This window comes from Enterococcus sp. HMSC078F03, assembly GCF_001811595.1.
Classification (GTDB): Bacteria; Bacillota; Bacilli; order Lactobacillales; family Enterococcaceae; genus Enterococcus; species Enterococcus faecalis.
Window position 1 is genome coordinate 119,962 of sequence record NZ_KV805535.1, and the last position, 26,039, is coordinate 146,000.

At 38.5% G+C, this 26,039-nt stretch carries 26 protein-coding genes and 2 tRNA genes; 6 read left to right on the forward strand and 22 right to left on the reverse strand.

Features of this window, described 5'->3' with window-relative positions:
* Positions 1-5: 5 nt before the first annotated feature.
* Both HMPREF2810_RS02385 and HMPREF2810_RS02390 read right to left on the reverse strand, forming a co-directional pair.
* Complete coding sequence (locus HMPREF2810_RS02385) at positions 6-1,373, reverse strand: TrkH family potassium uptake protein (RefSeq protein WP_010715001.1); 1,368 nt, start codon at positions 1,371-1,373, stop codon at positions 6-8.
* A gap of 131 nt (positions 1,374-1,504) precedes the next feature.
* Entirely contained in the window at positions 1,505-2,047 is a 543-nt protein-coding gene (locus tag HMPREF2810_RS02390) for a dihydrofolate reductase family protein (RefSeq protein WP_002383908.1), read from the reverse strand.
* Positions 2,048-2,293: 246 nt separating this feature from the next.
* Here HMPREF2810_RS02390 and genR point away from each other — a divergent pair, with 246 nt between their 5' ends.
* The 3 genes from genR to genA all read left to right on the forward strand — a co-directional run bounded on the left by genR (position 2,294) and on the right by genA (position 6,019).
* Positions 2,294-3,055 (forward strand): transcriptional regulator GenR, encoded by a 762-nt coding sequence (gene genR / locus HMPREF2810_RS02395; RefSeq protein WP_002362941.1) that lies wholly within the window; start codon positions 2,294-2,296, stop codon positions 3,053-3,055.
* 172 nt (positions 3,056-3,227) lie between these two features.
* Positions 3,228-4,562, forward strand: a complete 1,335-nt coding sequence (genB, locus tag HMPREF2810_RS02400; RefSeq protein ID WP_002355207.1) for a PTS sugar transporter subunit IIC — start codon at positions 3,228-3,230, stop codon at positions 4,560-4,562.
* Positions 4,563-4,588: 26 nt separating this feature from the next.
* On the forward strand, positions 4,589-6,019 hold the full coding sequence (gene genA, locus HMPREF2810_RS02405; RefSeq protein WP_002383910.1) for a 6-phospho-beta-glucosidase GenA: 1,431 nt from the start codon (positions 4,589-4,591) through the stop codon (positions 6,017-6,019).
* A gap of 36 nt (positions 6,020-6,055) precedes the next feature.
* Here genA and HMPREF2810_RS02410 read toward each other — a convergent pair whose 3' ends face one another.
* The 4 genes from HMPREF2810_RS02410 to efp form a co-directional block, all read right to left on the reverse strand.
* Positions 6,056-7,192, reverse strand: coding sequence for a cystathionine gamma-synthase (locus HMPREF2810_RS02410; protein ID WP_010715000.1), 1,137 nt, complete (start codon positions 7,190-7,192; stop codon positions 6,056-6,058).
* Between the two features lie 13 nt (positions 7,193-7,205).
* Positions 7,206-8,123 (reverse strand): PLP-dependent cysteine synthase family protein, encoded by a 918-nt coding sequence (locus tag HMPREF2810_RS02415; RefSeq protein ID WP_002383912.1) that lies wholly within the window; start codon positions 8,121-8,123, stop codon positions 7,206-7,208.
* Between the two features lie 89 nt (positions 8,124-8,212).
* Positions 8,213-8,350, reverse strand: coding sequence for a hypothetical protein (locus HMPREF2810_RS02420; RefSeq protein ID WP_002366057.1), 138 nt, complete (start codon positions 8,348-8,350; stop codon positions 8,213-8,215).
* A 168-nt stretch (positions 8,351-8,518) separates the two neighbouring features.
* The gene (gene efp, locus HMPREF2810_RS02425) at positions 8,519-9,079 is read right to left on the reverse strand and encodes an elongation factor P (protein WP_002355202.1); all 561 of its coding nucleotides are present in this window, start codon (positions 9,077-9,079) and stop codon (positions 8,519-8,521) included.
* Between the two features lie 354 nt (positions 9,080-9,433).
* Here efp and HMPREF2810_RS02430 point away from each other — a divergent pair, with 354 nt between their 5' ends.
* Positions 9,434-10,081 carry a FusB/FusC family EF-G-binding protein gene (locus HMPREF2810_RS02430; protein ID WP_002355200.1) on the forward strand — a complete coding sequence of 216 codons (648 nt, stop codon included), beginning with the start codon at positions 9,434-9,436 and terminating at the stop codon, positions 10,079-10,081.
* A gap of 38 nt (positions 10,082-10,119) precedes the next feature.
* Here the strand turns inward: HMPREF2810_RS02430 and HMPREF2810_RS02435 are convergent, their stop codons facing one another.
* The 3 genes from HMPREF2810_RS02435 to fabF form a co-directional block, all read right to left on the reverse strand.
* Entirely contained in the window at positions 10,120-11,088 is a 969-nt protein-coding gene (locus tag HMPREF2810_RS02435; protein WP_002386045.1) for a dihydroorotate oxidase, read from the reverse strand.
* A 144-nt stretch (positions 11,089-11,232) separates the two neighbouring features.
* Positions 11,233-11,667: a 3-hydroxyacyl-ACP dehydratase FabZ gene (fabZ, locus tag HMPREF2810_RS02440; protein ID WP_002355197.1), complete on the reverse strand. Its 435-nt coding sequence runs from the start codon at positions 11,665-11,667 to the stop codon at positions 11,233-11,235.
* Position 11,668: 1 nt separating this feature from the next.
* A complete protein-coding gene (gene fabF, locus HMPREF2810_RS02445) occupies positions 11,669-12,907 on the reverse strand; it encodes a beta-ketoacyl-ACP synthase II (protein ID WP_002358339.1) in 1,239 nt (412 codons plus the stop codon).
* Positions 12,908-13,204: 297 nt separating this feature from the next.
* Here fabF and fabI point away from each other — a divergent pair, with 297 nt between their 5' ends.
* Positions 13,205-13,957 (forward strand): enoyl-ACP reductase FabI, encoded by a 753-nt coding sequence (gene fabI / locus HMPREF2810_RS02450; RefSeq protein WP_002358338.1) that lies wholly within the window; start codon positions 13,205-13,207, stop codon positions 13,955-13,957.
* Positions 13,958-14,055: 98 nt separating this feature from the next.
* On the opposite strand, the gene HMPREF2810_RS02455 is transcribed toward fabI, so the two are convergent.
* From HMPREF2810_RS02455 to HMPREF2810_RS02475, 5 genes are all read right to left on the reverse strand, one after another.
* On the reverse strand, positions 14,056-14,469 hold the full coding sequence (locus HMPREF2810_RS02455) for a DUF4809 family protein (protein ID WP_002383915.1): 414 nt from the start codon (positions 14,467-14,469) through the stop codon (positions 14,056-14,058).
* A gap of 29 nt (positions 14,470-14,498) precedes the next feature.
* A complete protein-coding gene (locus HMPREF2810_RS02460; RefSeq protein WP_002355191.1) occupies positions 14,499-15,434 on the reverse strand; it encodes a cation diffusion facilitator family transporter in 936 nt (311 codons plus the stop codon).
* A gap of 142 nt (positions 15,435-15,576) precedes the next feature.
* On the reverse strand, positions 15,577-16,251 hold the full coding sequence (locus HMPREF2810_RS02465) for an HD domain-containing protein (protein ID WP_002383916.1): 675 nt from the start codon (positions 16,249-16,251) through the stop codon (positions 15,577-15,579).
* A gap of 12 nt (positions 16,252-16,263) precedes the next feature.
* Positions 16,264-16,776, reverse strand: a complete 513-nt coding sequence (locus HMPREF2810_RS02470; RefSeq protein WP_002355189.1) for a DNA-3-methyladenine glycosylase I — start codon at positions 16,774-16,776, stop codon at positions 16,264-16,266.
* 12 nt (positions 16,777-16,788) lie between these two features.
* Entirely contained in the window at positions 16,789-17,280 is a 492-nt protein-coding gene (locus HMPREF2810_RS02475) for a methylated-DNA--[protein]-cysteine S-methyltransferase (protein WP_002383917.1), read from the reverse strand.
* Positions 17,281-17,390: 110 nt separating this feature from the next.
* Between HMPREF2810_RS02475 and HMPREF2810_RS02480 the strand changes: the two genes are divergently transcribed.
* Positions 17,391-17,984 carry a bifunctional transcriptional activator/DNA repair enzyme AdaA gene (locus tag HMPREF2810_RS02480; protein ID WP_002383918.1) on the forward strand — a complete coding sequence of 198 codons (594 nt, stop codon included), beginning with the start codon at positions 17,391-17,393 and terminating at the stop codon, positions 17,982-17,984.
* A 17-nt stretch (positions 17,985-18,001) separates the two neighbouring features.
* On the opposite strand, the gene HMPREF2810_RS02485 is transcribed toward HMPREF2810_RS02480, so the two are convergent.
* The 8 genes from HMPREF2810_RS02485 to HMPREF2810_RS02520 form a co-directional block, all read right to left on the reverse strand.
* On the reverse strand, positions 18,002-18,745 hold the full coding sequence (locus HMPREF2810_RS02485; protein ID WP_002383919.1) for an alpha/beta hydrolase: 744 nt from the start codon (positions 18,743-18,745) through the stop codon (positions 18,002-18,004).
* A 137-nt stretch (positions 18,746-18,882) separates the two neighbouring features.
* Entirely contained in the window at positions 18,883-19,701 is an 819-nt protein-coding gene (locus HMPREF2810_RS02490; protein WP_002355185.1) for a histidine phosphatase family protein, read from the reverse strand.
* A 20-nt stretch (positions 19,702-19,721) separates the two neighbouring features.
* Positions 19,722-21,188: a glycoside hydrolase family 1 protein gene (locus tag HMPREF2810_RS02495; RefSeq protein WP_002377891.1), complete on the reverse strand. Its 1,467-nt coding sequence runs from the start codon at positions 21,186-21,188 to the stop codon at positions 19,722-19,724.
* A 122-nt stretch (positions 21,189-21,310) separates the two neighbouring features.
* Entirely contained in the window at positions 21,311-22,741 is a 1,431-nt protein-coding gene (locus HMPREF2810_RS02500; protein WP_002355183.1) for a 6-phospho-beta-glucosidase, read from the reverse strand.
* Between the two features lie 23 nt (positions 22,742-22,764).
* A complete protein-coding gene (locus tag HMPREF2810_RS02505) occupies positions 22,765-24,663 on the reverse strand; it encodes a beta-glucoside-specific PTS transporter subunit IIABC (RefSeq protein WP_002358327.1) in 1,899 nt (632 codons plus the stop codon).
* Positions 24,664-24,736: 73 nt separating this feature from the next.
* Positions 24,737-25,579: a BglG family transcription antiterminator LicT gene (gene licT / locus HMPREF2810_RS02510; RefSeq protein WP_002355181.1), complete on the reverse strand. Its 843-nt coding sequence runs from the start codon at positions 25,577-25,579 to the stop codon at positions 24,737-24,739.
* Between the two features lie 242 nt (positions 25,580-25,821).
* Positions 25,822-25,893, reverse strand: a tRNA-Glu gene (locus HMPREF2810_RS02515).
* Positions 25,894-25,908: 15 nt separating this feature from the next.
* Positions 25,909-25,996 (reverse strand) — tRNA-Ser (locus HMPREF2810_RS02520).
* Positions 25,997-26,039 lie beyond the last annotated feature (43 nt).

Sequence of the window (26,039 nt, forward strand, 5' to 3'; positions counted from 1 at the left end):
CTCTATTAACCAATCATCACTGATTCTTTTGGATATTGAACTTTCGACTGACTTTCCAAGCCTTTCTTAATTAATGACAATAACACCGTGTACACACCCACACGACCGACGAACATTAGAAAAATAATCACCAGTTTACCAAAAACAGTTAAATCTGGTGTTAACCCCATTGTTAAACCAACCGTTCCAAATGCAGAAACCACTTCAAAAACGATATACTCAATCCCGTTTTTTAAAGGTAATGTTTCTGTAAACGAGAGAATAACCGAAGCAGTTACACATAAAAAAGTTGCCAAGAAGAACAAAGTAAACGCTTGGAGCACTACTCGCTCAGGAACTGTGCGTTCATGGAATTCCACTCGCTGTTTCCCTTTAAAAATTGCACGAAATTGTAAAAATAACACACCAAACGTAGTGGTTTTCAAGCCGCCAGCGGTTGATCCTGAAGTGCCACCAATAAACATCCACAAAATCGTGACAATCAGGCCTGGATTACTCATTTTCAAATAATCAACTGAATAAAAGCCAGCCGTTCTTGGTGTAACCGACAAGAACCAACTGTTGACAAGACGCTGCCAAAAAGACATATCAGCTGGAAAATGGCGATATTCCGAAATGTAAAAAATAACGGTCCCTAAGACTAAAAAGGTGGCGGTCACCGTTAAAGCAAGGCGTGTATGAATACTAACACGGTGCTTAATTTTATTTTTATAACCTTTAATCATTGCAAAAATATCGCGCCACACAATAAATCCTAAGCCACCAGCTATAATTAAAAAGCTAATGACTAGTAAAAGATAAGGCGAATTTTGATAAGGAACCATACTATCCCCTAGCAAATCAAAGCCAGCATTACAAAATGCCGAAACGGCATGGAAGAGACTAAAAAACATCCCTTTTTTCCACCCAAATGTTGGCACAAATTGAAAGGACAACAAGAAGGCTCCAAGTAATTGAATAATGGCCGCAAACTTCATAATATATTTCATTAAACGAAAAACTCCGGAAACTTCACTAACATTTAAAGCTTCTTGATACAACATCCGTACACTTAGTGACGCTTTTTTCCGTAGCAAACTAAAGAAAATCGTGGCAACGGTTAAAAAGCCTAAGCCGCCTAATTCAATCAAAATCATAATAATAACTTGCCCGATAGGACTCCAATGTTCCGCCGTATTCAAAGGCGAAAGCCCTGTAACACAGACGGCGGAAGTTGCCACGAAAAAAGCATCAATCCATTGCGTTTTTTGTCCAGCTTGTGCAGAAAAAGGCATCATTAATAAGATTGTGCCTACAACAATTAATAGAAAAAAGCCTAAGACAATTGTTTGAACAGGTGAAATATACAACCTTCTTTTGATCTGATGTTTCATTTTTTTCTCCTCTACCATTTCTTTGTCAATCAAAAACAACACAAACGGCTAGACAACTGTTGCTTTGTTCCTCTCGCCCTATGAGAAACTCAAAACCTTGAAAGCAACTTGCCCAACCGAATAATTATTTTTTAATTTTTGTTTTCACGTTGATAAATCGAATAAACCAACTCATTTTTTTGATAAACCTGTTTTAAACGAACTGGGATTGATTGATCCATTGTCTCGTATAGAGCAATGCCCTCACCCAGAAACAGTGGTATTGTCGTCAAAATGAAGGTATCAATTAAATCAGCTGCCAAAAGCGGTTGAACCACTTTCGGGCCTCCAACAATCCAAATTCCCGCGCCGTCTTCTTCTTTGATACGACGAATTAATGTGACGGGATCTTCCTTTGTAAAAGTTCTTGAAGCAGTTGATGGTTCTGGATGAGAGGTAATGATATAAGAATGCTTGTCTTCATAAAAATACACATCTGGGGGCAATTCTTGTGTCACTTGATCATAAGTAGTCCGCCCCATTACCACAGTGTCTATTTTTTCATACATTTCATCGTAACTACGATCTTCTTCATCGCCACGAATATTCTCTTCTAACCAAGCAACACCGCCCGCTTTGTCCGCAATGAAACCATCAATACTCGCTGCAATAAATAAAATTACTTCCCGTGCCACATCAACGCCTCCTTTTCTCTTCTTATCTATTTTAGCTTGTTTTCACAAAAAACTCTAGGGGTGCGCATTGTTATTTTTAAAAGAAAAAAGAGAAAAACTAGGATAATTGGGCTACTTTTTGTAAAATAGGAAATAAGAAACTTTTTATTGAGTTATTTTACATTTTTTTCAAGAAAAATAAGAATTGGTGTATTTGATTTACACAAAAAAATAACATATTCAGTTTTTATATAAAGGAGGATTACTTTGTTTGACTTAGAGAAGGTTCAGACCTTGAATGAATTAGAAATGCTCGTTTACCATTATGTATTGGAACACCTGCACCAAATCCCTCAACAGACCATTCGCCAACTGGCTACTTCCTGTCATGTCTCCACCTCAACGATTCTACGATTTTGTAACAAAATGGGCTATGCTGGTTTTTCCGAATTAAAATATGCAGTGAAAGAAGAAGCCAAACAAACACAAACGTTTGAAAATTTTTATGATGCCACAGTTCACGTCGATGCTTTTTTGAAAAAATTAAACCAAGAAACCTATTACGAAATGCTTCGTCCAGCAATTCAAATGATTGTTCAAGCACGTCACGTTGCCTTTACTGGCATTGGTACTAGCGGAATTTTAGGTAGTTATGGCAGTCGTTATTTTGCCAACTTAAATATCAATTCTTACAGTATTGCTGACCCCTTTACGCCTATCCCCAAGCGCGGATTTGAAAATACATTAGCCTTGATTCTGTCTGTATCTGGGGAAACCAATGAAATGATTAAACAAATGACCGACTTTAAAACAGCTGGCGCCAAAGTGCTAAGCATTACCAACAATCAACATTCAACTATTGCCCGCTTGGCTGACTACAACATCTCCTATTATATGCCCGACGAACGTTCTCCATTTGCAGATAAATCAGTCAATACAACCACTCAAATCCCTGTCATTGCTTTAATTGAACTCCTAGCTCATCAAGCAAGTCAACTTTTAAAGGAACTAGATGAAACACCTTCCTAGTTGTTTTTCACAAAAGCTCATGCTGTCTAAAACAGCATGAGCTTTTGTGTTTTTTTCTTGGTACATGTTTCTCATTCAAGCAAAAGTCTATTTTTTCTTCAAATAAGCTTATATAGTAAATATGTAAACGGATACATTTGCATTTATATTATTCTTCAAAGGAGAGATTTTTATGAACGAATGGATTAACGAGAAATTATTACCTCCAGTACTAAAATTCGTCAATACCAAAGCAATTACTGCCTTACGGAACGGGATGCTTTACACGATGCCTTTTACCATTGTTGGTTCCGTATTTCTTCTATTAGCGAATTTCCCAGTTACAGCTATTTCTGAATGGGTTAACGCAAGTGGCCTGGCCGTTTATTTCAATCAAGCATATGGTGCATCTTTTGCGATTATGTCGTTATTTGCGGTCATCGGTATTGCCTACTCGTATGTAAAAAGCGAGGGATTTGAAGGCCTCCCAGCGGGTATGATTGCCATGGTGGTTTTCATTTTGTTTATGTCATCTGAAGTCAAAGATGCGGTTTCTGGCGCAGTAGTTGGCAATGTCATCAACAAAGATTGGACAGCTGGCAAAGGGATGATTACAGCTATTATTGTTGGTTTGTTAGTCGGCGTTGTATATAGTTGGTTTTTACGTCATGATATTCGTATCAAATTACCAGAAGCTGTACCAGAAAATGTGGCCAATTCCTTTACTGCGTTAATTCCTGCCAGCGTCATTGTAACTGGTGCAATGCTAATTTTCATTCTTCTAGATAAAGTCTTCAATACGACATTCTTTGACTTTATTTACGAAGTGCTACAATCACCACTTCAAGGAGTCACAGATTCACTAGGTGGCGCATTACTATTAGGTTTTGTCATTCCGCTCTTTTGGTTTTTTGGTGTTCACGGGTCAACAATCGTTGGCGGTATCATGGGCCCTATTTTACAAGCAAACTCTTTAGAAAACACCGAAATTTTGAAATCTGGAAAAGACTTAACACTGGCTAATGGTGGCCATATTGTTACACAACAATTTTTAGATCAATTTTTAACGGTCACTGGTGCGGGCATGACAATCGGGTTAGTCGTGTTCATGGTTTTCTTTGCCAAATCAGCTCAGTTCAAGCAATTAGGTCGGCTTTCAATTGGGCCAGCTGTTTTCAATATTAACGAGCCAATTGTCTTTGCTACACCTATCGTGATGAACCCAATCATGGCTGTGCCATTCATTATCACACCGATTGTTTCTTCTGTTGTGACATATTTTGCCTTGTACACAGGACTGGTTCCTCTCTTTACTGCGGTACAAGTTCCCTGGACTACTCCTCCAATCATTTCTGGACTTTTAGTTGGTGGTTGGCAAGCCGCGTTGCTTCAAGTAGTGGTACTAACGATGAGTTTCTTTATCTATTTACCGTTTGCTAAAAAAATGGATGCACTTAATTACGCAGAAGAAACCAATCAACCGATTACTGAAGAAACCCTTGAAAAAGTTGAAGCACAAAACGTATAAAAATTTGAACAAAGGACTGAAACGATATGTCAATTTTGAAAAATGATTTTCTTTGGGGCGGCGCTGTCTCTGCTCATCAATTAGAAGGAGGCTGGGACCAAGGCGGTAAAGGGGTGAGCGTGGCGGATGTAATGACTGCCGGTGCACATGGCGTTCCTCGTAAAATTACCGCAGGCGTTTTACCAGATGAACACTATCCTAACCATGAAGCGATTGATTTTTACCATCGCTATCAAGAAGATATTCAACTATTCAAAGAACTTGGTTTAAATTGTTTCCGAACCTCTATTGCTTGGACACGAATTTTTCCTAACGGAGATGAAGAAACGCCCAATGAAGAAGGCCTTCGTTTTTATGATGCACTTTTTGACGAGTGTTTGAAAAATGGCATTGAGCCAGTCGTGACACTGTCTCACTTTGAAATGCCTTATCATTTAGTCACAAAATATGGCGGCTTTCGCAATCGCCAGGTCATTGATTTTTTTGTCAAATTTGCTGAAGTCTGTTTCACTCGTTACCAGAAAAAAGTCAAATATTGGATGACCTTTAACGAAATTAACAACCAAGCCAATTATGAAGAAGATTTTGCACCTTTTACTAACTCTGGTATTGCTTACCAGGAAGGAGAAGACCGCGAAGCAATTATGTATCAGGCTGCTCATTATGAACTAGTCGCTAGCGCACGTGCAGTGAAAATTGGCCATGCTATCAATCCCGACTTCCAAATTGGCTGTATGATTGCGATGGTGCCTATTTATCCTTATTCTTGTAATCCTGAGGATATGATGATGAGTGTTAGCGCAATGCAAAAACGTTATTGGTTTACCGATGTTCATGTCCGCGGTCATTATCCAAGTGCAATTCAATGCTATTTGAAACGAAAAAACATTTCATTAGATGTCACAGAAGAAGATTTAACTGATTTGGCTAATGGCTGTGTTGATTATATTGGCTTTAGCTATTACATGTCGTTTGCTGTGAAAGGTGCAGAAAAGGCCCCTACTTTTGACTACAATGAAGCAAAAGACTTGGTGCGAAATCCTTATGTAGCAACATCTGATTGGGGCTGGCAAATCGATCCTATGGGCTTACGCTATGCAATGAATTGGTTCAATGATCGGTATGAATTACCACTCTTTATTGTTGAAAATGGCTTTGGTGCTATTGATGAGCTAGAACCAGACGGAACGATTAACGACACTTACCGAATCGCTTATTTACGTGAACATATCGAGATGATGAAAGAAGCCGTTGCGTATGACGGCATTGATTTGATGGGCTATACACCTTGGGGATTCATCGATTTAGTGAGCGCTAGTACAGGCGAAATGAAGAAACGGTATGGCTTCATTTATGTAGATAAGGACAACGATGGTCACGGAACGTTGGAACGGCGAAAGAAAAAATCGTTTGCTTGGTATCAACAAGTGATTGCTACGAATGGAGAAGAATTATAAACAAAAGGCCTTCGTCTAAAGACGAGGGCCTTTTGTTTATGCTTGTAATCCCTTTTCTAAATCAGCCAACAAGTCTTCGACTGCTTCAATTCCTACAGATAAACGAATGAGTCCATCTTTAATTCCCACGGCTTCACGATTTTCCTTGGGAATAGATGCGTGAGTCATAATGGCAGGTACTTCAATTAAACTTTCTACGCCACCTAAACTTTCCGCTAAAGTAAAAATTTCCAACGTTTCTACGAAAGGAACGACTTGCTCATCCTTGGCTAATTCAAAAGAAATCATACCACTAAACCCCGACATCTGTTTTTGTGCAATTTCGTGACCAGGATGACTCGCTAGTCCTGGATAATACACCGTTGCTACAGCTGGATGCGCTTCTAAAAATTCTGCGATTTTTTGAGCATTTTGGGCATGCGCTGCCATCCGGACGCCTAATGTTTTTAAACTACGTTGGACCAACCAACTATCATGTGGTCCTAAAACAGCGCCAATCGCATTTTGTAAAAAGGCAATCTTTTCTGCGCTTTCTGGATGATTCGTTACGACTAAACCAGAAACTACATCACTATGGCCCCCTAAATATTTTGTCCCGCTGTGAACCACAATATCAGCACCTAACGCTAACGGCCGTTGAAAATAAGGCGTTGCAAACGTATTATCGACAATGGTTAACAACTGATGTTTTTTAGCAAGCTTAGCCGCCGCTTCAATATCTGTAATTTTTAACAGTGGATTACTTGGTGTTTCCAAAAACAAGGCTTTTGTATTTGGCTGAATTGCGGCTTCAATTGTTGCTAAGTCGCTGGCGTTTACAATCGTATAGCTTAACCCATTTGCTACAAATACTTTGTCCAATAAACGGAAACTGCCCCCATAGACATCGTCACCTAATAAAATATGATCTTCGGGTCCAAACATAGAAATGATTGCATGAATACCCGCTAAGCCTGAGCTAAACGCAAAGCCATGGCTCCCACCTTCTAACTCAGCAATTAAGGTTTCTAACGCGTGACGTGTGGGATTACCTGAACGAGAATATTCATATTCTTTGGGCTGGCCCACGCCGTTTTGTTCAAAGGTTGACGTTTGATAAATAGGAACACTCACTGCACCTGTTGTTGTATCTTTACTAATGCCGCCATGAATTAATTTGGTATTGAATTTCATAAAAGTTTTCCTCCTAAGAATAAATATTTTTTGATAAATAACGGTCACTACCGTCAGGAAAAATAGTTACAATTGTGCTACCTGCTGGTAAGCGGCGCGCCTCTCTTAATGCCGCCGCAAACGCTGCGCCGCTGGAGCTTCCCACCAGCAAAGCGCTTTTCTTGGCTAATTGTTTGACCCAGAAAAAACCATCCTCGTCTGAAATGGTATAAAAGCCGTCCACAGGAATCTGTTTAAGAAAAGGCGGCACGAACTCCACGCCAATACCTTCGATTTCATGTCCGTGTGCAGGTCCGCCATTTAAAATTGAACCTTCTGGCTCCACACCCCATAATTGCGTCTTACTATTTTGTTCTTTGAGATATCTGCCAACACCTGCAAACGTTCCACCACTGCCTAAACCTGCGACAAAGCTAGTAATCTTCCCGCCTAGGTCTTGAACAATTTCAGGTCCTAATCCTTCGTAGTAAGCAGCAGGATTATCCGGATTTTCAAATTGTAACGGCACGTAACTATTAGGAATTTCCTTGGCTAAGTCTTTGGCACTAGTTATCGCTCCGACAATCCCTTGCTCTGTTGGCGAAGGGACAATTTTAGCACCTAACGCTTGCATCAGCTGTTGTTTTTCCTGACTAAATTTTTCTGGCACAACAAAGATTGTCTTGAGGCCCAGTTGACTGGCAGCTAATGCCAGGCCAATCCCTGTATTCCCCGCTGTCGGTTCAATAATTGTTGTGGCTTGATTTATCTTTCCCGTTTTCATTGCTTCTTTGAGAAGATGCACACCAAGCCGATCTTTGACACTGCCACCTGGATTCAAATATTCTAGTTTCGCATAAATTTTAGTGCCTTCTGGCATAGGATATTGTTCACTTGTAAATTCAAATAATGGTGTTGCTCCGATTGTGTCTAAAATTGACTGAACAATCATAGCGAATTCCTCCTTCTAATACATGTACATAAAACAAAAAGGTGCTGATCGCATCAGCACCTTTTTTGTTTATTTCTGGTTGTCTAGATTCAGAGAGGAATCGTGTTAGGCAATTTTTCAGAAATAACGGAGGTTTTCCCCATCACAAAAGAGTATGCTGCACTATTTTGCACCATACAACAACAGCTTTCCGTTTCTAAAAAAAGGCTAGCTTGTTTTTTCGTCATGGTTGATTTCCTCCTTCGTCATGTGTTGACCAAACTATACCATTTCCCATTTTCTAGTGTCAACGATTCTAACGATTGCTATTTCCTATCACACCAATGGTTTTCTTATATGTAAAAGAATTAATAGACCAAAAAAAACAGAAGGCTAGCCTTCTGTTTTTCTGCTACTTATTTAGCACGTTTTAAATACGTACCTTCCGCAGTATTGATTTCTAATAATTCGTCTGCTTCAACAAAATCTGGAACGTTAACAACTAATCCTGTTTCCATTGTAGCAGGTTTACCAGAACCAGTTACTGTTGCGCCTTTGATTGAAGGTTGCGTTTCAGCAACACGTAAGATTACCGTTGTTGGTAAAGTTAAACCAATGACTTCTTCACCATAAAATTGAATTTTTACTTCCATATTTTCTAATAAATATTTTAGTTCTTCTTCAATTAAAGCAGTTGGTACTTCATATTGTTCATATGTTTCTAAATCCATGAAAATAGCCATATCATCTTGACTGTATAAATATTGAACTGGTTTTGTATCGATGTGCGCTTTTTTCACTTTTTCATCTGGGCGCATTGTTGTATCTGTTGTTGAACCCGTACGAACATCTTTTAATTTCATACGCATAACCGTGTTACCTTTACCTGGTTTGTGGTGGCTAGCTTCCATTACTTTAATTAATTTGCCGTCTTGCTCAAAAGTCATACCGGCTTTTAAATCGCTTGCTGCAATCATTGTAATTTCTCCTTTTCTCTGGTTAATTCTTCATTATTGTAGCAAATAACCTAGGATTAATCTAGGAAATCACGTATCTTTTTTAGAAGTTTATCACTCCCCAGACATTGAATTGGGAAATAAAACGAGTTTAACTTGCCTTTTTTCTTGAATTGCGTTAGAATTACCAAGCTTTCATCAATTATTTTCACTTTTTACATAGAAAAAATCAATCATTAAAGGGGGTGATGATATGATACGTCAAACGCTATCTTTATCAAAAACACATGAGGTTGTCTGTCACTAAACATACGTTGGTGAGACAAATTGCCTTTCAGCGTATGTATTCGGTCTATTTGAAAGGAATTTAAAATCATGAACCCAACTATTCAACCTTACCAATTTAACATAATTAAAGAACAAGTCGCTGTGTTACTAAACACCTATACGTCTGTCAACGATGCTACGACTGTCAAAACTGTCCAGGCCCTATGTGCCGAAAAAATCAATGGGTTATTTCCAGAAGAACACCCTGCTGTTACGATTTTGTTGGACAAAGTGATGGATCGTCGTTTAACACGCGCACGTGCTGAAAAATATTTAGATGAATTAAAAGAAACCGTGTTGCCCTTTAAAGAACCTTCAACACCACAAGTCACGAAAGTCTTTCGCAAAGTGAAAAAGTTAAAGATTCCTGAGTGGGAAAACATGGATTTACGGAACAATACCTATGTCGGTTGGAACGACGCTGGGACTCAGAAAAAATTTATCTTAGCTTATCGAGAAAATAAATTAATCGGCGTCCACGGCACCCTTTCACCCACCATTGTTAAAGGTGTTTGCTCCATCTGTCAAACAATCACGAATGTGTCTATGTTCCTAGCTACCACCAAATCAGGCGGTGACGGAACCTACACGAAAAAAGGCAATTACATTTGCCATGATAGCGACACCTGTAACCAACAATTAACACAACCTGAATATTTGGAAGCCTTTATGGAAAATGTTAAGGCTGTGAAATAACAAAAAAACCGTCAAGAAATTTTCTTGACGGTTTTTTGTTACATCTCTTTCAATTTCCCACGAAATTCTTCAATACTTTCATAACCTTTTGCTGCCATGATTTCTTGTAATTCTTTGGCTAGACGCTCAAAAACTTGTGGACCTTCTTGATGCAATTGTGTGCCAACTTGTACTAATGTCGCACCACATAAAAGATGCTCAAAAACATCCTTTCCGCATGTAATACCGCCCGTTCCAATAATTTTGATTTCTGGTTTCAAACGTTGCGCAAACGCACGAACATTGGCTAACGCTGTTGGTTTGACATATTCGCCGCCCAGTCCACCGAAGCCTCCTTTTGGTTTAATGACCACTTCTTCCTTGTCACTGTCAATATATAAACCATTACCGATGCTATTAATACTATTCACGTATACTAAAGGGAATTTATTTAAAATTTCAGCCATTGCGTCAAAATGTGCAATATCAAAAAATGGGGGTAATTTTACACCTAATGGTTTAGTAAAAAATTGAAAAACTTCTGTTAAAAGCTTTTCTGTTAATTCAAAATCATAAGCAATTTGCGGTTTACCAGGTAAATTGGGACAAGACAAATTAAATTCTGTCACTCCTGTGTATTCACTTTCTTGCACTTTTTTTAAAATAGCGATATTTTCCTCATAATTCATACCAGATACAGATAAAAAGCGTAACTCCTCAGGAAATTCCTTTTGACGTGCAATCTGATAATCTAAATAATAATCAATCCCTAAATTAGGCAAGCCCATTGAGTTAATACTTCCTAATGGTGTATCAAAATACCGAGGCTCCTCATTGCCCTGACGAGGATTAGGTGTTGCTGTCTTAGCGACAAAAGCACCTGCTTGAGAAGCCGCTAACTCATCCATTTCCTTAATTGTCATACAATGAATGCCTGATGCGTTCATTAACACATTCGCCAATTTATGTCCCGAAAACTCTACTGAAATATCCAAAAGAAAAACCCTCCTGTAAATTGTTTTACTCATAAGCTTACCACCTTCACATAAGCTTTTTATGATTATAGCATGTTTTTTTGCGTTAGTGTTATTTATATAAATTTAAAAAGGAATAAGCCAATATGACTTATTCCTTTTCTTAGGGAAACTAACGTATCCAAAATTGATTGATTCTTATCGTCCCACAATAAACGTCAATTCACATTCGCAGACCTTTTTATCTTCCACGTAAGCAGTCGCTTTGCCGATGCCGACAAAGTCACGTAATTTGACGATTTCAAAATGTAATTTCAAGACATCACCAGGGACCACTTTTTGACGGAATTTGGCCTTGTTGATACCGCCAATATAGGCCGTTTCACCTTCAAATTGATCCATTTTTAAGATTAAAATCGAACCTACTTGTGCCAATGCTTCAATAATCAAAACGCCTGGCATTGTTGGATTTCCAGGGAAATGTCCTTGAAAAAATTCTTCGTTAATTGTCACATTTTTTGTTGCAATAATCTTTTCATTTGGAATAATTTCATCCACATAATCAATATAACAAATCGGATAGCGATTAGGAATCATTTCCATAATTTCTGTTGCAGTCATTACTTTTTTCATACTAGTTTTCCTCCCATTTCTTCAAGCAAATTACACCATTATGGCCACCAAAGCCAAACGAATTACTAATTGTATAGTCCGCTGTAATGTCACGTGCACCTTCTGTGACATAATCTAAATCACAATCTGGATCAGCAACTTGGTAGCCTACTGTCGGATGAGCTTTTCCTTCTTGCAATGTTTGTACACAAGCGATCGCTTCGATACCGCCAGCCGCGCCCAATAAATGTCCAGTCATACTCTTTGTACTTGAAATTGGAATTTGCGATGCTCGCTCACCAAAGACACGTTTGATGGCCGTTGTTTCCGCAGCGTCATTCGCTGGGGTTGACGTACCATGAGCATTGATATACCCAATTTGTTCCGGCGTAATCCCTGCTTCCGCAATCGCCATTTCCATCGCAGCCGCCGCGCCACTACCGTCTTTTAAAGGAGCGGTCATGTGGCTAGCATCACAGTTGCTGCCATATCCAACAATTTCGCCGTAGATAGTTGCGCCACGTTTCTGTGCATGCTCGAGTTCTTCTAAAACCAGCATTCCTGCGCCTTCACCCATCACAAAACCTTTTCGTTCTTTATCAAAAGGAATCGAAGCCCGAGTCGCATCTTCTGTTGTATTTAAAGCATTCAATGCCGCAAAACCGGCAATCCCAATTTCACATACTGTGGCTTCTGTGCCACCAGTTACCATCATGTCCGCTAAACCATATTTAATCGTGCGAAAAGCTTCACCAATCGCATTCGTCGCAGAAGCACAAGCAGTCACGATAGTTTGAGAAGGTCCTTTTGCACCTAGACGAATCGAAATATTTCCCGCTGCCATATTAGCAATTACCATAGGCACGAAAAATGGTGTTACGCGTTTTGCGCCTTTTTTATCCATTACCCGTACTTGGTCTTGTAAGGTAGTCATCCCGCCGATCCCACTACCGACAATCACACCTAAACGAGTCGGGTCAATCGTTGCTTCTGTTAAACCACTCATTTCCCACGCTTCTAAAGCAGCCACCAAGCCATATTGAGAAAATAAGTCCATTCTTTTTTGCTCTTTGCGTTCTAAAACAGCACTTGGGTCAAACTCTTTCACTTCGCCAGCCAAAGCTACCCCAGTATCTTCAGAATCAAATTTAGTGATTTTGCCAATTCCTAGCTTGCCATCCACTAGATTATGCCAAAATTCTTTTACGGTATTGCCTAATGGTGTTACGGCTCCCATGCCGGTTATGACCACTCTTTTCATACTGTACCTCCGAGTTTATTTTGATTATCAAACTATTATTTCATGCGGTTTCCAGCACTTTTTCTTAAAAAATAAGAAAAATAGTTTGACTTTCAAAGTATTTTGGTTAATAATTCAGACATCAGGAAAAATGTCTGTTTTTTTCAAGATTAGAAAATTGAGAAGATTTTGTTATCATTCTCACACAGATAATACCAGTTGAAATTTTATTCGTCAACTCAATAAATGTAACTTTTACATTTTGATGAAGAAAAGCCTATTCTATCAACAAAAATTTTTTATTAAAGGAGATTTTATATGTTTTTACAAAATAAGAATGTCGTCGTAATGGGTGTTGCCAACAAAAAAAGTATTGCTTGGGGCTGTGCAAAAGCATTAAAAGATCAAGGGGCCAATGTTATTTATACGTATCAAAACGAACGCATGAAAAAGCAAGTAGTTAAATTAGCAGATGAAAATGATTTGTTGGTGGAGTGCGATGTTGCTTCTGATGCGTCCATTCAAGCAGCCTTTGAAACAATTAAAAACGAAGTGGGCACAATCGATGGACTAGTCCATGCGATTGCTTTTGCCAAAAAAGAAGAATTGTCTGGAAACGTTAGTGACATCACTCGTGATGGTTTCCTATTAGCACAAGATATTAGTAGCTACTCTCTTTTAGCAGTCACTCATTATGCGAAACCTTTGTTAAATCCTGGTTCAGGAATTGTCACATTGACGTATTTAGGTTCCGAACGTGCGATTCCTAACTACAATATGATGGGGATTGCTAAAGCTTCTTTAGAAACTGCCGTGAAATATTTAGCTTTTGAATTAGCTGCAGATAAAATTCGTGTCAATGGAATCTCCGCAGGAGCGATTAAAACATTGGCTGTGACTGGTGTAAAAGACTACGATCAATTGATTAGTATTTCTAATGAGCGGACACCAGATAAAACAGGTGTAACCATTGAAGAAGTCGGAAACACTTGTGCCTTTTTAGTCAGTGAACTAGCTAGTGGTGTGGTCGGTGACATCATTTATGTCGATAAAGGCGTTCACTTAACTTAATCATTTTTTGTCTTTATTTTCTATTTATACATTAAAAAACAGAGATTGGACAATCTCTTTCACTCATTGATTGTCCAATTTCTGTTCTATTTTGTACTTTATTCTATAATAAAATTGACAGTTTCAATTCCAAAAACAGTTGTTAGGATTTGATTGACTTGTTCAAAAAGTTTTGGTAAATCTTCCAGTTTATTTTTAGATTGGATTTTTTCAGAACCGTTATCGTAGCTTAAATGATTGTACGTTTCTTTAAAGGTTACTGCTGTGTCTTCTTTTCGATAAAGGATATATTCGTCATCTAGCATATCCATTTGCAGCTCCTGTTTAAATCCATTTCTGGCAACAACAGCAGAAACTAGATGAGCAACTGTCAAGCCATCTAACGGAATGTTCACTCCATTCATTGCTAATGTGTAGACGGTATCTTCCACTAAACCACAGGCGTTGCAACCACCACTGGTTAAATCTACTGTACTTGTTATAATTGCCTCTTGCATCGTTTCTTCCCCCATATTGTTTTTTAAAGTTATTCTTTCATTTGTTATTTACGAACGTAATTCACATCATAATCGTCAACTTCAATATAGATATAGATTTTTTTATCAGGCATTTTACTGCGAATGTCTCGTTCAATCGCATTCACAACATCAGGTGCATCTTCTTCCATTGGTTCTACCACATCAATTTTTGCCGCTACTAAAATTTCAGTTGGGCCTAAATGAACGGTTTTTACATCAATTAGTTTTTCAACATCCGCCCGATCAAATGCAGTTTTAATTTTTGCTAAATCTGTAGCGGTCACACTTTCGCCTATAATCAAACTATAAAATTCTTTCGCTAAGAAAATGGCTGCACACATTAATAGTAAACCAATCAGTAAACCACTGATAGCATCAAATGCAGCAATCCCAGTTACCATCGTTAAAAGGGTCCCCACCAAAGCTAAACACAAACCAATAACCGCACAAAAGTCTTCCGTAAAAATAATTAAAATTTCACTGTGACGACTTTCTCGCAAAAATTTTAAGAGCGATAACTTCTCTGTATTCAATTCTTTGATTTCTTTCATCGCTACACGCAACGAGCTACCTTCCACAAGCAAACCAAAAATTAAAATACCAATGACAATAGCCACATTTTCTACTTCGTGAGAGGGATGCAGTAACTTCTGAATAGCCTCCATTACGCCTAACGCACCCCCACCAAAAAAGAGCATCGTTGCAACAATTGTACTAAAAAAGTATTTTGCACGGCCTTCTCCAAATTGATGTAATGCACTTTGTCCACGAGAAGCGCGCTTATTCCCAAAAAGTAATAACACCTGGTTACTACAATCTACGACACTGTGGATACTTTCATTCATCATAGCGGTACTACCACTTAAAGCAAAACCAACAAATTTACTAATCGCTACTAAAATATTCGCAATCAGTGCGGCAATAACTGCAAACATGCCACTCGATTTTTTTGTCTCCATAATTACCTCCTATATGTAACGTAAAACTAAGATAAACCACCCGTTTATTCATCCATCATTTTACCACTTCTGAGGTATTTGTAAAAAAGAGTTCTCTTAAAATTCAAAAAGAAATGTACTGACTGTTTTAGTTGGCCCTCATTTATCGGTGTCCGTCCCACTCTTGATAAAATTCCTCCAGATAAAGTTCCATAAATTGATGACGCTTTTCCGCCAATAAGCGACCATAATTTGTATTCATTTGTTCCTTTAACTTTAAAAGTTTCTCATAAAAATGCATAATGGCAGTATCTTCCCCATTCCGGTATTCTTCTTGGGTTAACTGTTCACGAGGTTGTTTGTGGGGATCGTGAATTAGACGGCCTTTATTTCCCGAATAAGCCATCACCCGTGCAATTCCAATCGCGCCGATGGCATCTAATCGATCCGCATCCTGGACCACTTTTCCTTCTAATGTAGTGACTGTTTTCCCAGTATTTCCTCCTTTAAAGGACATATTAGCAATAATAGAAAGGATGTGATTCGTTTGCTCTGTTGATACGTCATTCGCTTCCAACCATTGTTGCACCTTTAGCAAGCCAGCCTCTTCACTTTCGTTAAATTTTTCATCGCCAATATCATGTAACAATGCTGTTAATATACATAAAAATAAATTTGCTTGTTCTTTCTCTGCAATTGTTTTTGCTAATTGTGTCACCCGATAAATATGCCACCAGTCATGGCCACTTGCTTCGTTGGCTAATTCTTGTTGAACATAACGCTCTGCTGCTTGAATAATTGTTTGTTCTTCAAAACTAAGAGATTCATTTTCAAACATCCTAACACTCCTTTATTCTGGATTTAAAATTTCCACTTGGATAATCCCGCTAGCTTTCAGAAACATATTGGTGACAATCGGACCTACAAAAGAAAATCCTCTTTTTTTTAAGTCTTTTGCTACGTTATCTGACAAAAGCTGTGTGCGTGGGACTTGGTATGCTTCTTCATAAATAGATAAAACGGGGACGTTTTTTACAAATTGCCATAGATAATTGGCAAAACTGCCAAATTCTTCTTGTACTTTTAAAATTGCTTGCGCATTTTTAATGGTTGCTTCAATTTTGCGCCGATTGCGAATCATATCTGGATCAGCTACTATTCGATCGACTTCGTCAGGCAACAGCGCGGCAACTTTTTCCGGCTTCATTTGGCAAAAATTTTTCATGAATGCTACTTTTTTCCCTGCTGCTGCTTTCCAACTTAAACCAACTTGAAAAACACCCACCGTCAACAATAAAAACAGCAAATCATCCTCTCTTGTAGGTTTTCCCCATTGTTCTGTATACCATTGATAGTTGTTCATCGCCGCCTCCTTTTAAGACTGTTCAAATGTTAATAATGCTTGTTTCATTGCTAAACCACCACGGTAACCGGTTAATTGTCCCTTGCTGCCGATGACTCGATGGCAAGGAATGACCATTAATAAAGGATTTTTCCCAATCGCTGTGCCAACTGCTCGAACCGCACGTGGACGCCCAATTTTTTCTGAAATTTCTTGATAGGTCATTGTCTCACCATAAGGTATTTCTTGCAACGCCTGCCAAACTTCTTTTTGAAATGGTGTTCCTTCGATGTCTATGGGATAAGCAAACGTTGTCGAATGTTGGTTAAGATAACTTATTAATGCTTCTTTATAAGGCGCAGTTTTCTTTTCAGAAGCTTCTAATTGTGCTTGAGGGTACCAGTTTTTCAGCTCTTCTATCGATTGATTGGCTGAACCTACAAAAGCTAGTCCAGCGTCTGTCACACCAAGATAATAGTGATCTTTCTGCCATTCTTGTTGCGCATAATAAATCTTTTTTACCATATGTCTACACTTCTTTCTCGTGTTTTCTTATCTTCATTATAATTCTTTTGGCTTTCAAAATCTTGCGCTCCTATCACTTTTTACTTGTTTTTATTAGGGATTCTTTTACAATGAAGAAAACGGGAGGTGTGCTTACAATGAAAACAACGTATCGACTTACTCAGAAACGTTGGGAAGCCATTCAAAATAATAATACGCAATTTGATGGTGATTTTTTTTATGGTGTGACCACAACTAAAATTTTTTGTCGTCCTTCGTGCCCTTCCCGTGTGCCCAACAAGAACCACGTTCTGATTTTCAAAACGGCTCAGGAAGCTTTAACACTTGGTTTTCGTCCATGTAAAAGATGTCAACCAACCGGGCAAGTCGTTCCTAACGAGGAATGGGTTGCTCAAATTAAGCAATTTATTGATCGGCATTCAGCGGAACCTTTAAGTTTAGACTATTTAGCGCAAGCCTGCCACGGTAGTCCCTTTCATTTGCAGCGAACCTTTAAGGAACAGACGAAACAAACCCCATTAGCTTATTTAACAAGTGTCCGAATTAGGCAAGCCCAAGAATTGCTTCTCCATTCACCCCTTACGATTCAACAAATCGCGAAAAAAGTTGGCTTCCAAACCGCAGCATATTTTGCCACCACTTTTAAAAAAGAAACAGGCGTAACCCCCTCTGTTTATCGCAGTAAAAATGAGCCGAAAAAATAACATTTCGGCTCATCGGATTATTTATTGGGGCGTGATTGTAGCCACGCTACAATCAATTGACTGATTTCTGTTTGCTGTTGCTCGTTAGAAATTGTCGCTTTGTTATCTCCTTTTTGGACACCGTAATTACCAAACCCTGCATGATTACCACCTTTGATAGATACATACTGCGTATCTTTTGGCAAAAACTGTTTGGCTTTTTGGTAGCTAGTCCAATTTAAAACACCATCGTTTGTGGCTGTTATTGACAGAACCGGCAGATTTTGCTTGTTTAGTGCACCTTTTTCGTCAGGATAGCTGGCTAAATAAATCATGCCTTTGATTCGTTGCTCATTTTCCGCTACAAAACGACTAGCCATCACACCACCCAGAGAATGCCCAGCCAAAACGAAGTTTTGTTGTGGATGATCCTTTATAATTTGTTCTGCAGCATTTGGTGCAAGAACCGCTAAATTCAAAGGAAAATGAACAACATAGACATCGTAACCTTTCGTAGCAACTTCTTGCGCCCATTCACTATAACTAGCGGGCGCAACCAATGCACCTGGATAAAAAATCAGTGCTGTATCATTTTTTTGCCCGTTTGTGTAATAATCATAGTTTTTTTCTTGCGTGGCACTTTGACTTATTTTTAAGGCCGAATCGGTTGCTTGATACGTACTATTTTTAATAAAAATAGTCAGGCCGATGACTAAGATTACTAAAAAAAGCCCAAGTCCTAGGACAATTTTTTTCCAGCGTGATTTTGTTCTATTTTTCATCTCATTTCCTCCCAATGAAAAAATTCTTCTTTCTGATTCTACCTTTAATAAAAAAAGAACACAACAATAGGAGTTGGTGGAGCAACCCTTTTCTTGCTCCACCAACTCCTAAATAGACTGTTTCTCTAATCCAGGGATTATTTTGATTCTTTTTCGCCTGCTTCTAAGTAGCTGACATCATTGACTTTATCCAAAGTATACTCGCCATTTTTGTAATGAATCGTTGTAACACTAGCATTCTTCAAACCGCCTTCTGGGACTTTAAAATCATCAAATAAAGTTGCTAACAACGCTGAAATACTCAAGCCATGAGAGACCACTAAAACATTGCCATTCCCAGAATTGGCTGATTCTGTGGCAACAATTTTATCTAAGCCTTTTTTCAAACGTTTGGTAATTGTAGCATAGTCTTCTGCAGGCCAGTTATTCTTGCTTTCCTCGCGCTGTTGATCCAGTTTAGCTACACTGTTGGCAAAGGATTCAGGAGTCATGTTTTTCATAAATTCTTCTAAGGAAACACCTTGATCATCAGCAATATCCTGCCACATTGTCTTGTTTAAATCCCCTTCATAGCTACCAAAATTAAATTCACGTAAATCTGGGTCACGCACGACTTCAAGGTCTTTGCCTGCTTTATTTTGATCTAAAATAAGTTGAGCAGTTTGCAAGGCGCGGCCACTATCACTACTATATGCATTTTGAAAGGCAACATCTTTCAGGCCAATCCCAGTTGCTGTCACAACTTTTTCACCTTCTGGTGTTAAGACCGCATCTGACCATCCTTGTACGCGGTCCGTCGTATTTAACATGGTTTTTCCATGGCGCACAATGTAAAGAGTTAGTTCTTCAGGTTTTGTCTCTTTTTCTTTTGTCGTTGCTTGCTGATTTTTACCACAACCAACCATTACTAAAATGGCCAGAAAAAGCATCCCCACAATCGTCAATCGTTTTTTCATTTTTTATTTCCCCTCATTTTCTACTCAGTTGTTAAGTTTTCACCATTACTAGCGATAACTTGTTTGTACCAATTAAATGATTTTTTCTTAGTTCGTTTCAAGGTTCCCTGACCTTGGTCATCCATGTCTACATAGATAAAGCCGTAACGTTTTTTCATTTCGCCAGTCCCTGCTGAAACTAAGTCAATACAACCCCATGGCGTATAACCAATTAAGTTAACCCCGTCTTCTTCTACTGCGGTTCTCATGGCTTCAATATGTTGTTTAAAATAATCAATGCGGTAATCGTCGACAATCGAGCCATCCTCTTGCAATGTATCCACCGCACCAAACCCGTTTTCAACCACAAACAATGGCATATTGTAACGATCTGACAACTGACACAATGAAATTCTTAACCCTAAAGGATCGACAGCCCAGCCCCATTCAGATTCTTGCAAATAAGGATTTTTAACCGCAGGCATTTGGTTGCCTCCGACATATTTTACTTCTTCGGGATAAGCAGTCGAAACGGTCGACATATAATAACTAAACCCGATATAATCAACTGTTCCTTTTTGAATAATCGCTAAATCCTCTGACTCCATTTGAATTGTCATTCCTTCACGCTCAAATTCTTTGAGCTTATGCGCTGGATAATAGCCCTTAGCCTGGACATCCATATAAAATTCTTGCTCTCGGTTAAATTGAACAGCTGCCATCACGTCCTCAGGTTTGCAGGACAAAGGATAACTTGGAATATAAGCCACCATCATACCAATTTGGAAATCTGGATTGATGGAATGTCCTAATTCAACTGCTTTCGCACTTGCTACAAATAGATGATGCACTGCTTGATATTTACTTTGTTTATCATTATTGTGAATCCCAATTTGCGTCCAACTTCTTAAAAAATTGATTTCATTAAAAGTCATCCAATACTTCACTTTATCCTGGTAACGTGTAAAAATGGTTTCGCAAAAGAAAACAAAGAAATCAATCACTTCACGATTTTTCCAACCATCATATTCATCGGCCAAATACATCGGAATATCAAAATGGTTAATCGTCACAACAGGCTCAATTCCATGGCGCAGCAAAGTATCAAAAACTTTATCATAAAAGGCTAAGCCTTCTTCATTAATCTCTTTTGTTCCATTTGGGCAAATCCGGCTCCAGGCGATAGACAGCCGAAAACATTTGAAACCCATTTCTGCAAATAAGGCGATATCTTCTTCGTAATGATGGTAAAAGTCCGTCGCTACATGGCTAGGATAGTATAACTCTTCATCGATATAGCCAATCGCTCCTTCGGGCAATGCTTGATCGCGCGTACACGAAGCTTTTTGGCCCTCTTTAGTTAAATACGTAATCCGTCGCGGTTCTGTTTGACTACCACCAGTAATTGCATCTAATGTACTCAGACCTTTGCCTCCTGAAAGATAGCCACCTTCATATTGGTTAGCAGCTGTTGCGCCGCCCCATAAAAAATTTTCTGGAAATCCCATAAAATCCCTCTTTCCCTCTGTTTTTAGGCATAGCAAAGAAACCATCAAGGGAATTGACGCTAGCAGAAGAGTCCTTGTTTTTTCTGCCAACGTCAAACGCCCTTTAATAGTTGCTAATTTTATTAATTACTTAAATCTTCACCATTTGTTGCGATTACTTTTTTGTACCAATCAAACGATTTTTTCTTGCTTCGTTTTAACGTACCATTTCCTTCGTTATCGCGATCCACATAGATAAAGCCATAGCGTTTTTTCATTTCACCAGTTCCAGCTGATACTAAATCAATACAGCCCCAAGTCGTATAGCCTAACAAGTCGACACCATCTTGTTCAACGGCATCTTTCATCGCTTGAATATGCGCCGCCAAATAATCGATACGATAATCATCGACTACATAACCATTTTCGTCTGGTGTGTCTACCGCTCCTAAGCCATTTTCAACAATGAATAGTGGTTTTTGATAACGATCATATAAATCATTCATCGTAATTCTCAAACCAAGCGGATCAATTTGCCAACCCCATTCACTGGCTTTTAAATAAGGATTTTTCACAGAGGCAAAGATGTTACCAGCTGTTTGCTCATTAATTTCTGGATCTGTTGATGTGACACGAGAAGAATAATAAGAGAACGAAATGAAGTCCACCGTATGTTCTTTTAAAAGTTCTTCGTCGCCTTCTTCCATTTCAATTTGAATACCTTTACGGGCCATTTCTTTTAAAGCATACGCAGGGTATTCCCCACGTGATTGGACATCAATAAAGAAATAATTTTCACGATCTGCTTGTCGAGCAGCGAAAACATCTTCTGGTTTACAAGTATAAGCGTAGTTGGAACCAGCCGCTAACATACAACCTACTTGGTTTTCAGGATCTACCTCATGAGCAATTTTTGTCGCAATTGCACTTGCTAGTAGTTCATGATGGGCCGCTTGGTATTTCACTTGTTCTTTGTTTTCGCCTTCTTCAAAGTATAGACCTGCTCCCATAAATGGTGCATGTAAAATCATATTAATTTCGTTAAATGTTAACCAATACTTGACTAATCCTTTATATCGGTTGAAAATTACACGGCAAAGATTTTCATAGAAACCTACTAACTTACGACTACGCCAAGCGCCATATTCTTCCACTAAGTGCATTGGGCAGTCAAAGTGTGTAATCGTTACTAGTGGCTCAATCCCATATTTATGACATTCTTTGAATAAGTCTTCATAGAACTTCAAGCCTTCTTCATTCGGCTCTGTTTCATCTCCCATTGGAAAAATTCGACTCCAAGCAATGGATAAACGGTATGTTTTAAAACCCATTTCACCAAACAAGGCGATATCTTCTTTATAGCGATGATACATATCAATCGCCTCTTGTGCAGGATAGAAATGTTCCTCATCAAAGTTAAACATTTTCTTTTCACCAGTGATTACTGGAAAACGATCTGGACCAGTTGGTGCTAAATCGACGTTTGCCAAACCGCGTCCGCCTTCGTTATAGCCACCTTCACATTGATTGGCTGCTGTTGCGCCACCCCATAAAAAGTCTTTTCTAAATGCCATAAATTCTCTTCCTCCACATCTTTTTATATTAAAGCGGTCAGCAAATCATCACTTGTTGAAACTTCATTACTGCCGACTTCCAAAATATCTAAATAATCCGCTGTATTCGTCACAACGATTGGAATTTGTGTACTAAACCCAGCTTTTTTAATTCCTTCTAAATCAAAGGTTACTAATGTTTGACCTTTTTTCACGCGGTCACCTTGTTTTACAAAAGCTTCAAAGCCTTCACCTTCTAATTGAACTGTATCAATCCCAATATGAATCAATAATTCTGTGCCATTATCTGAAATCAAACCTAATGCATGTTTTGTTGGGAATAGTGTGACAATCGTTCCATCAAAGGGTGCAACCACTTTGCCTTCCGTTGGTTCAATCACGACCCCATTTCCTAAAGCTCCATTTGCAAAAGCAGGATCCTCTGCATTTTTTAAAGATAACACTCGTCCTTTGACTGGACTTGTAATATTTTCTTTTTTAATCGTTGTTTTATCAATAATCACTTCTTCTTCCTCAACTGTATTGTCTTTCCAGAAGAAGAATGTTAGACCAAAACCAACGACCGCTGCAATGGCAATTGCAATAAAGGACTGAATCATCCCACTTGCATCATCACCATTGATAAAGTTTAGCACACCGAAAATTCCTAAACCACCCATTGTATATGCTGTCACATTATTGATCATCAAATATAAACCACCGACAGCGCCACCAATCATTGAATAAATAAATGGCCATTTTTTCGGTAAAGTGATTCCATAAATTGCTGGCTCTGTTACACCAAAAATACCAGAGATAATTGCTGGCGGACACAAAGCTTTTAACTTTTTATCTTTCAATTTGAAGAACATCGCTAAAACAACCGCTGTTTGCGCAAAACTAGCTGCAAATGATCCCGTTAATACTTGGCTTGAACCTTCTTGTGTCACTTGCATAATAGCTAATGGCACAACACTCCAATGTAAACCAAAAATAACTAAGACTTGCCAGAAGAAACCAAGAATCAAACCATACAAAGCTGGTGAGAAACTCATTAATGCTGTAAAGCCAGCGCTTAATAAATCTGTTAGCATGCTCACGATTGGCCCAATTACTAAGAAACCAATTGGTAAGGCAATCAACAAGACAAAAAACGGTACTAAGAACGTTTGAACAACTTCTGGAATAATCCGTTTAAACACTTTTTGAACTTGTGCCGCAAAAGCAATAATGAAGATGATTGGTACGACACTACTTGTATAGTTCGCACCGACCCAAGGAATCCCCATAAATGTATTATAGGCAGGTAAGCCGAATAAATTATACGGTGCTGCGGCTCCGGCACCCGCTGTTGTTTCAAAGGCCGTTTGTAATGCACTTCCTTGAATCGTTGGGTAACATAAAGCTGCGCCAATCACGATCCCTACCATTGGATGCAACCGGAATTTTTTAGCTGCTGTATAACCTAAAATAACTGGCATAAAGTAGAAAATTGCATCGCCAATCCCATTTAACATGGTATAAGTCCCTGACGTAGCCGTATAGAGCTTTAAGAAAACCAATAAGGCATTTAACCCTTTAACCATCCCAGCCGCTGCTAACGCCCCTAAAAAGGGTTGGAAACAACCACTTAAAATATCTATTAAGCGATCAAATAAATTCCCACTGGAAGCTTCTTCTTCACGTTCTCCTGACAAGCCTGCAATACTAACTACTTCTTCGTAAACGGCTGGAACATGGTTCCCAATAACGACTTGATATTGTCCACCGCTTTTCATAACAGTTACCACACCGTCCATATTTTTTAAGACATCATCATTCGCTTGACTCTCATCTTTTAATTTGAAGCGAAGACGTGTGATACAATGTGTCAAACTATTAATATTCTCTTGCCCACCGACATTTTTTACAATTTTTTCTGCTAGTTCATGATATTTTCCCATCTTTTTTTCCTCCAAAAATTTATTTTCATTTGAAGGTTTAGCCAACTGAATGTCACTATCCAAAGTGGTGCGTTTATTGTTCCGTTGTTTGTACAATTCGTGCAATGTGAATCGTTAGGTACAAGCGTTCTTCATTTGAAACTTGATAGTCATAGTTCTCATTTAAATACAAGCTGATCTTTTCCACGCAACGATAGGCGTTGAGATATTTCTTTTTAATTACCGCATACAGTTCTTCATCATCATTTTCGACAACTTCACGTTGGTGTAATAAGCGATAACAGAAAAATTTTAAATGTGTGCTAAATCGATAAAAGTAGACAGAGTCTTCATCAAAACTTACCTTAAAATAGTATTTGACGATATTTGTAATCTCTTGCATCAACTTTGTCAATTCATAAATATTACCGACTTCTTCCTCCATCTCCGCATTCACCAAGTGCAATGCGATAAAACCTGCCTCATCCGTTGACAATTCCATTCCTACGCGCTTTTGTACCATTTTTAAAGCATTTACTCCTACTTCGTACTCTTCAGGAAAAAAACGTTTAATATCCCATAATAATAAATTCTTAATTGCAATTCCTTGTTTTTTTCTTTCTAAAGCTGTGTACAAATGATCCGTCAGAGAAATATAAATGGTATCATTCAAACTCTTTTTCAACGTTGATTTTGCATAAACAATAATGTCATCCGAGAGTTTCATCATCTCTAAAGGAATATTTCCTAACAATTCTTGAAACTTAAGTGATGTTTCTTGATTGGCTAAATAAAAAACTTGATCGATACTTTCATCAGGAACCCAATCACCAATGCGTTTCTTAAAAGCAATTCCTTTGCCCATAACAATTTGCTCTCGTTTATCATCATCTAATGTAATAACCACATTATTGTTTAAAATTTTGTGAATAATCAATGCCCCACCTCCTTTGTGTTTCGTTGAAAAAAGAAAAACCCAATTTCTTCAAAAAGAACGACACATCTGTCGCTTCATGAAAAAATTAGGTTTAGCTTGTCTTTAAACAATCACTATCCATCTATTTACTTATCCCTACATCCAAAGAATAACATATTTACAACAAATGTCAACGCTTTCAACGACATTTTTTTGTAATAAAAATAAAAAAAGCATACAAACAATGTTTGTATGCTTCACTATGACCCGTACGGGACTCGAACCCGTGTTACCGCCGTGAAAGGGCGGTGTCTTAACCGCTTGACCAACGGGCCATTAAAAAGAAAAAACGGAGAAGGAGGGATTTGAACCCTCGCGCCGGTTTCCCGACCTACACCCTTAGCAGGGGCGCCTCTTCAGCCACTTGAGTACTTCCCCAAGAAATAAATGGGCCTAAATGGACTCGAACCATCGACCTCAC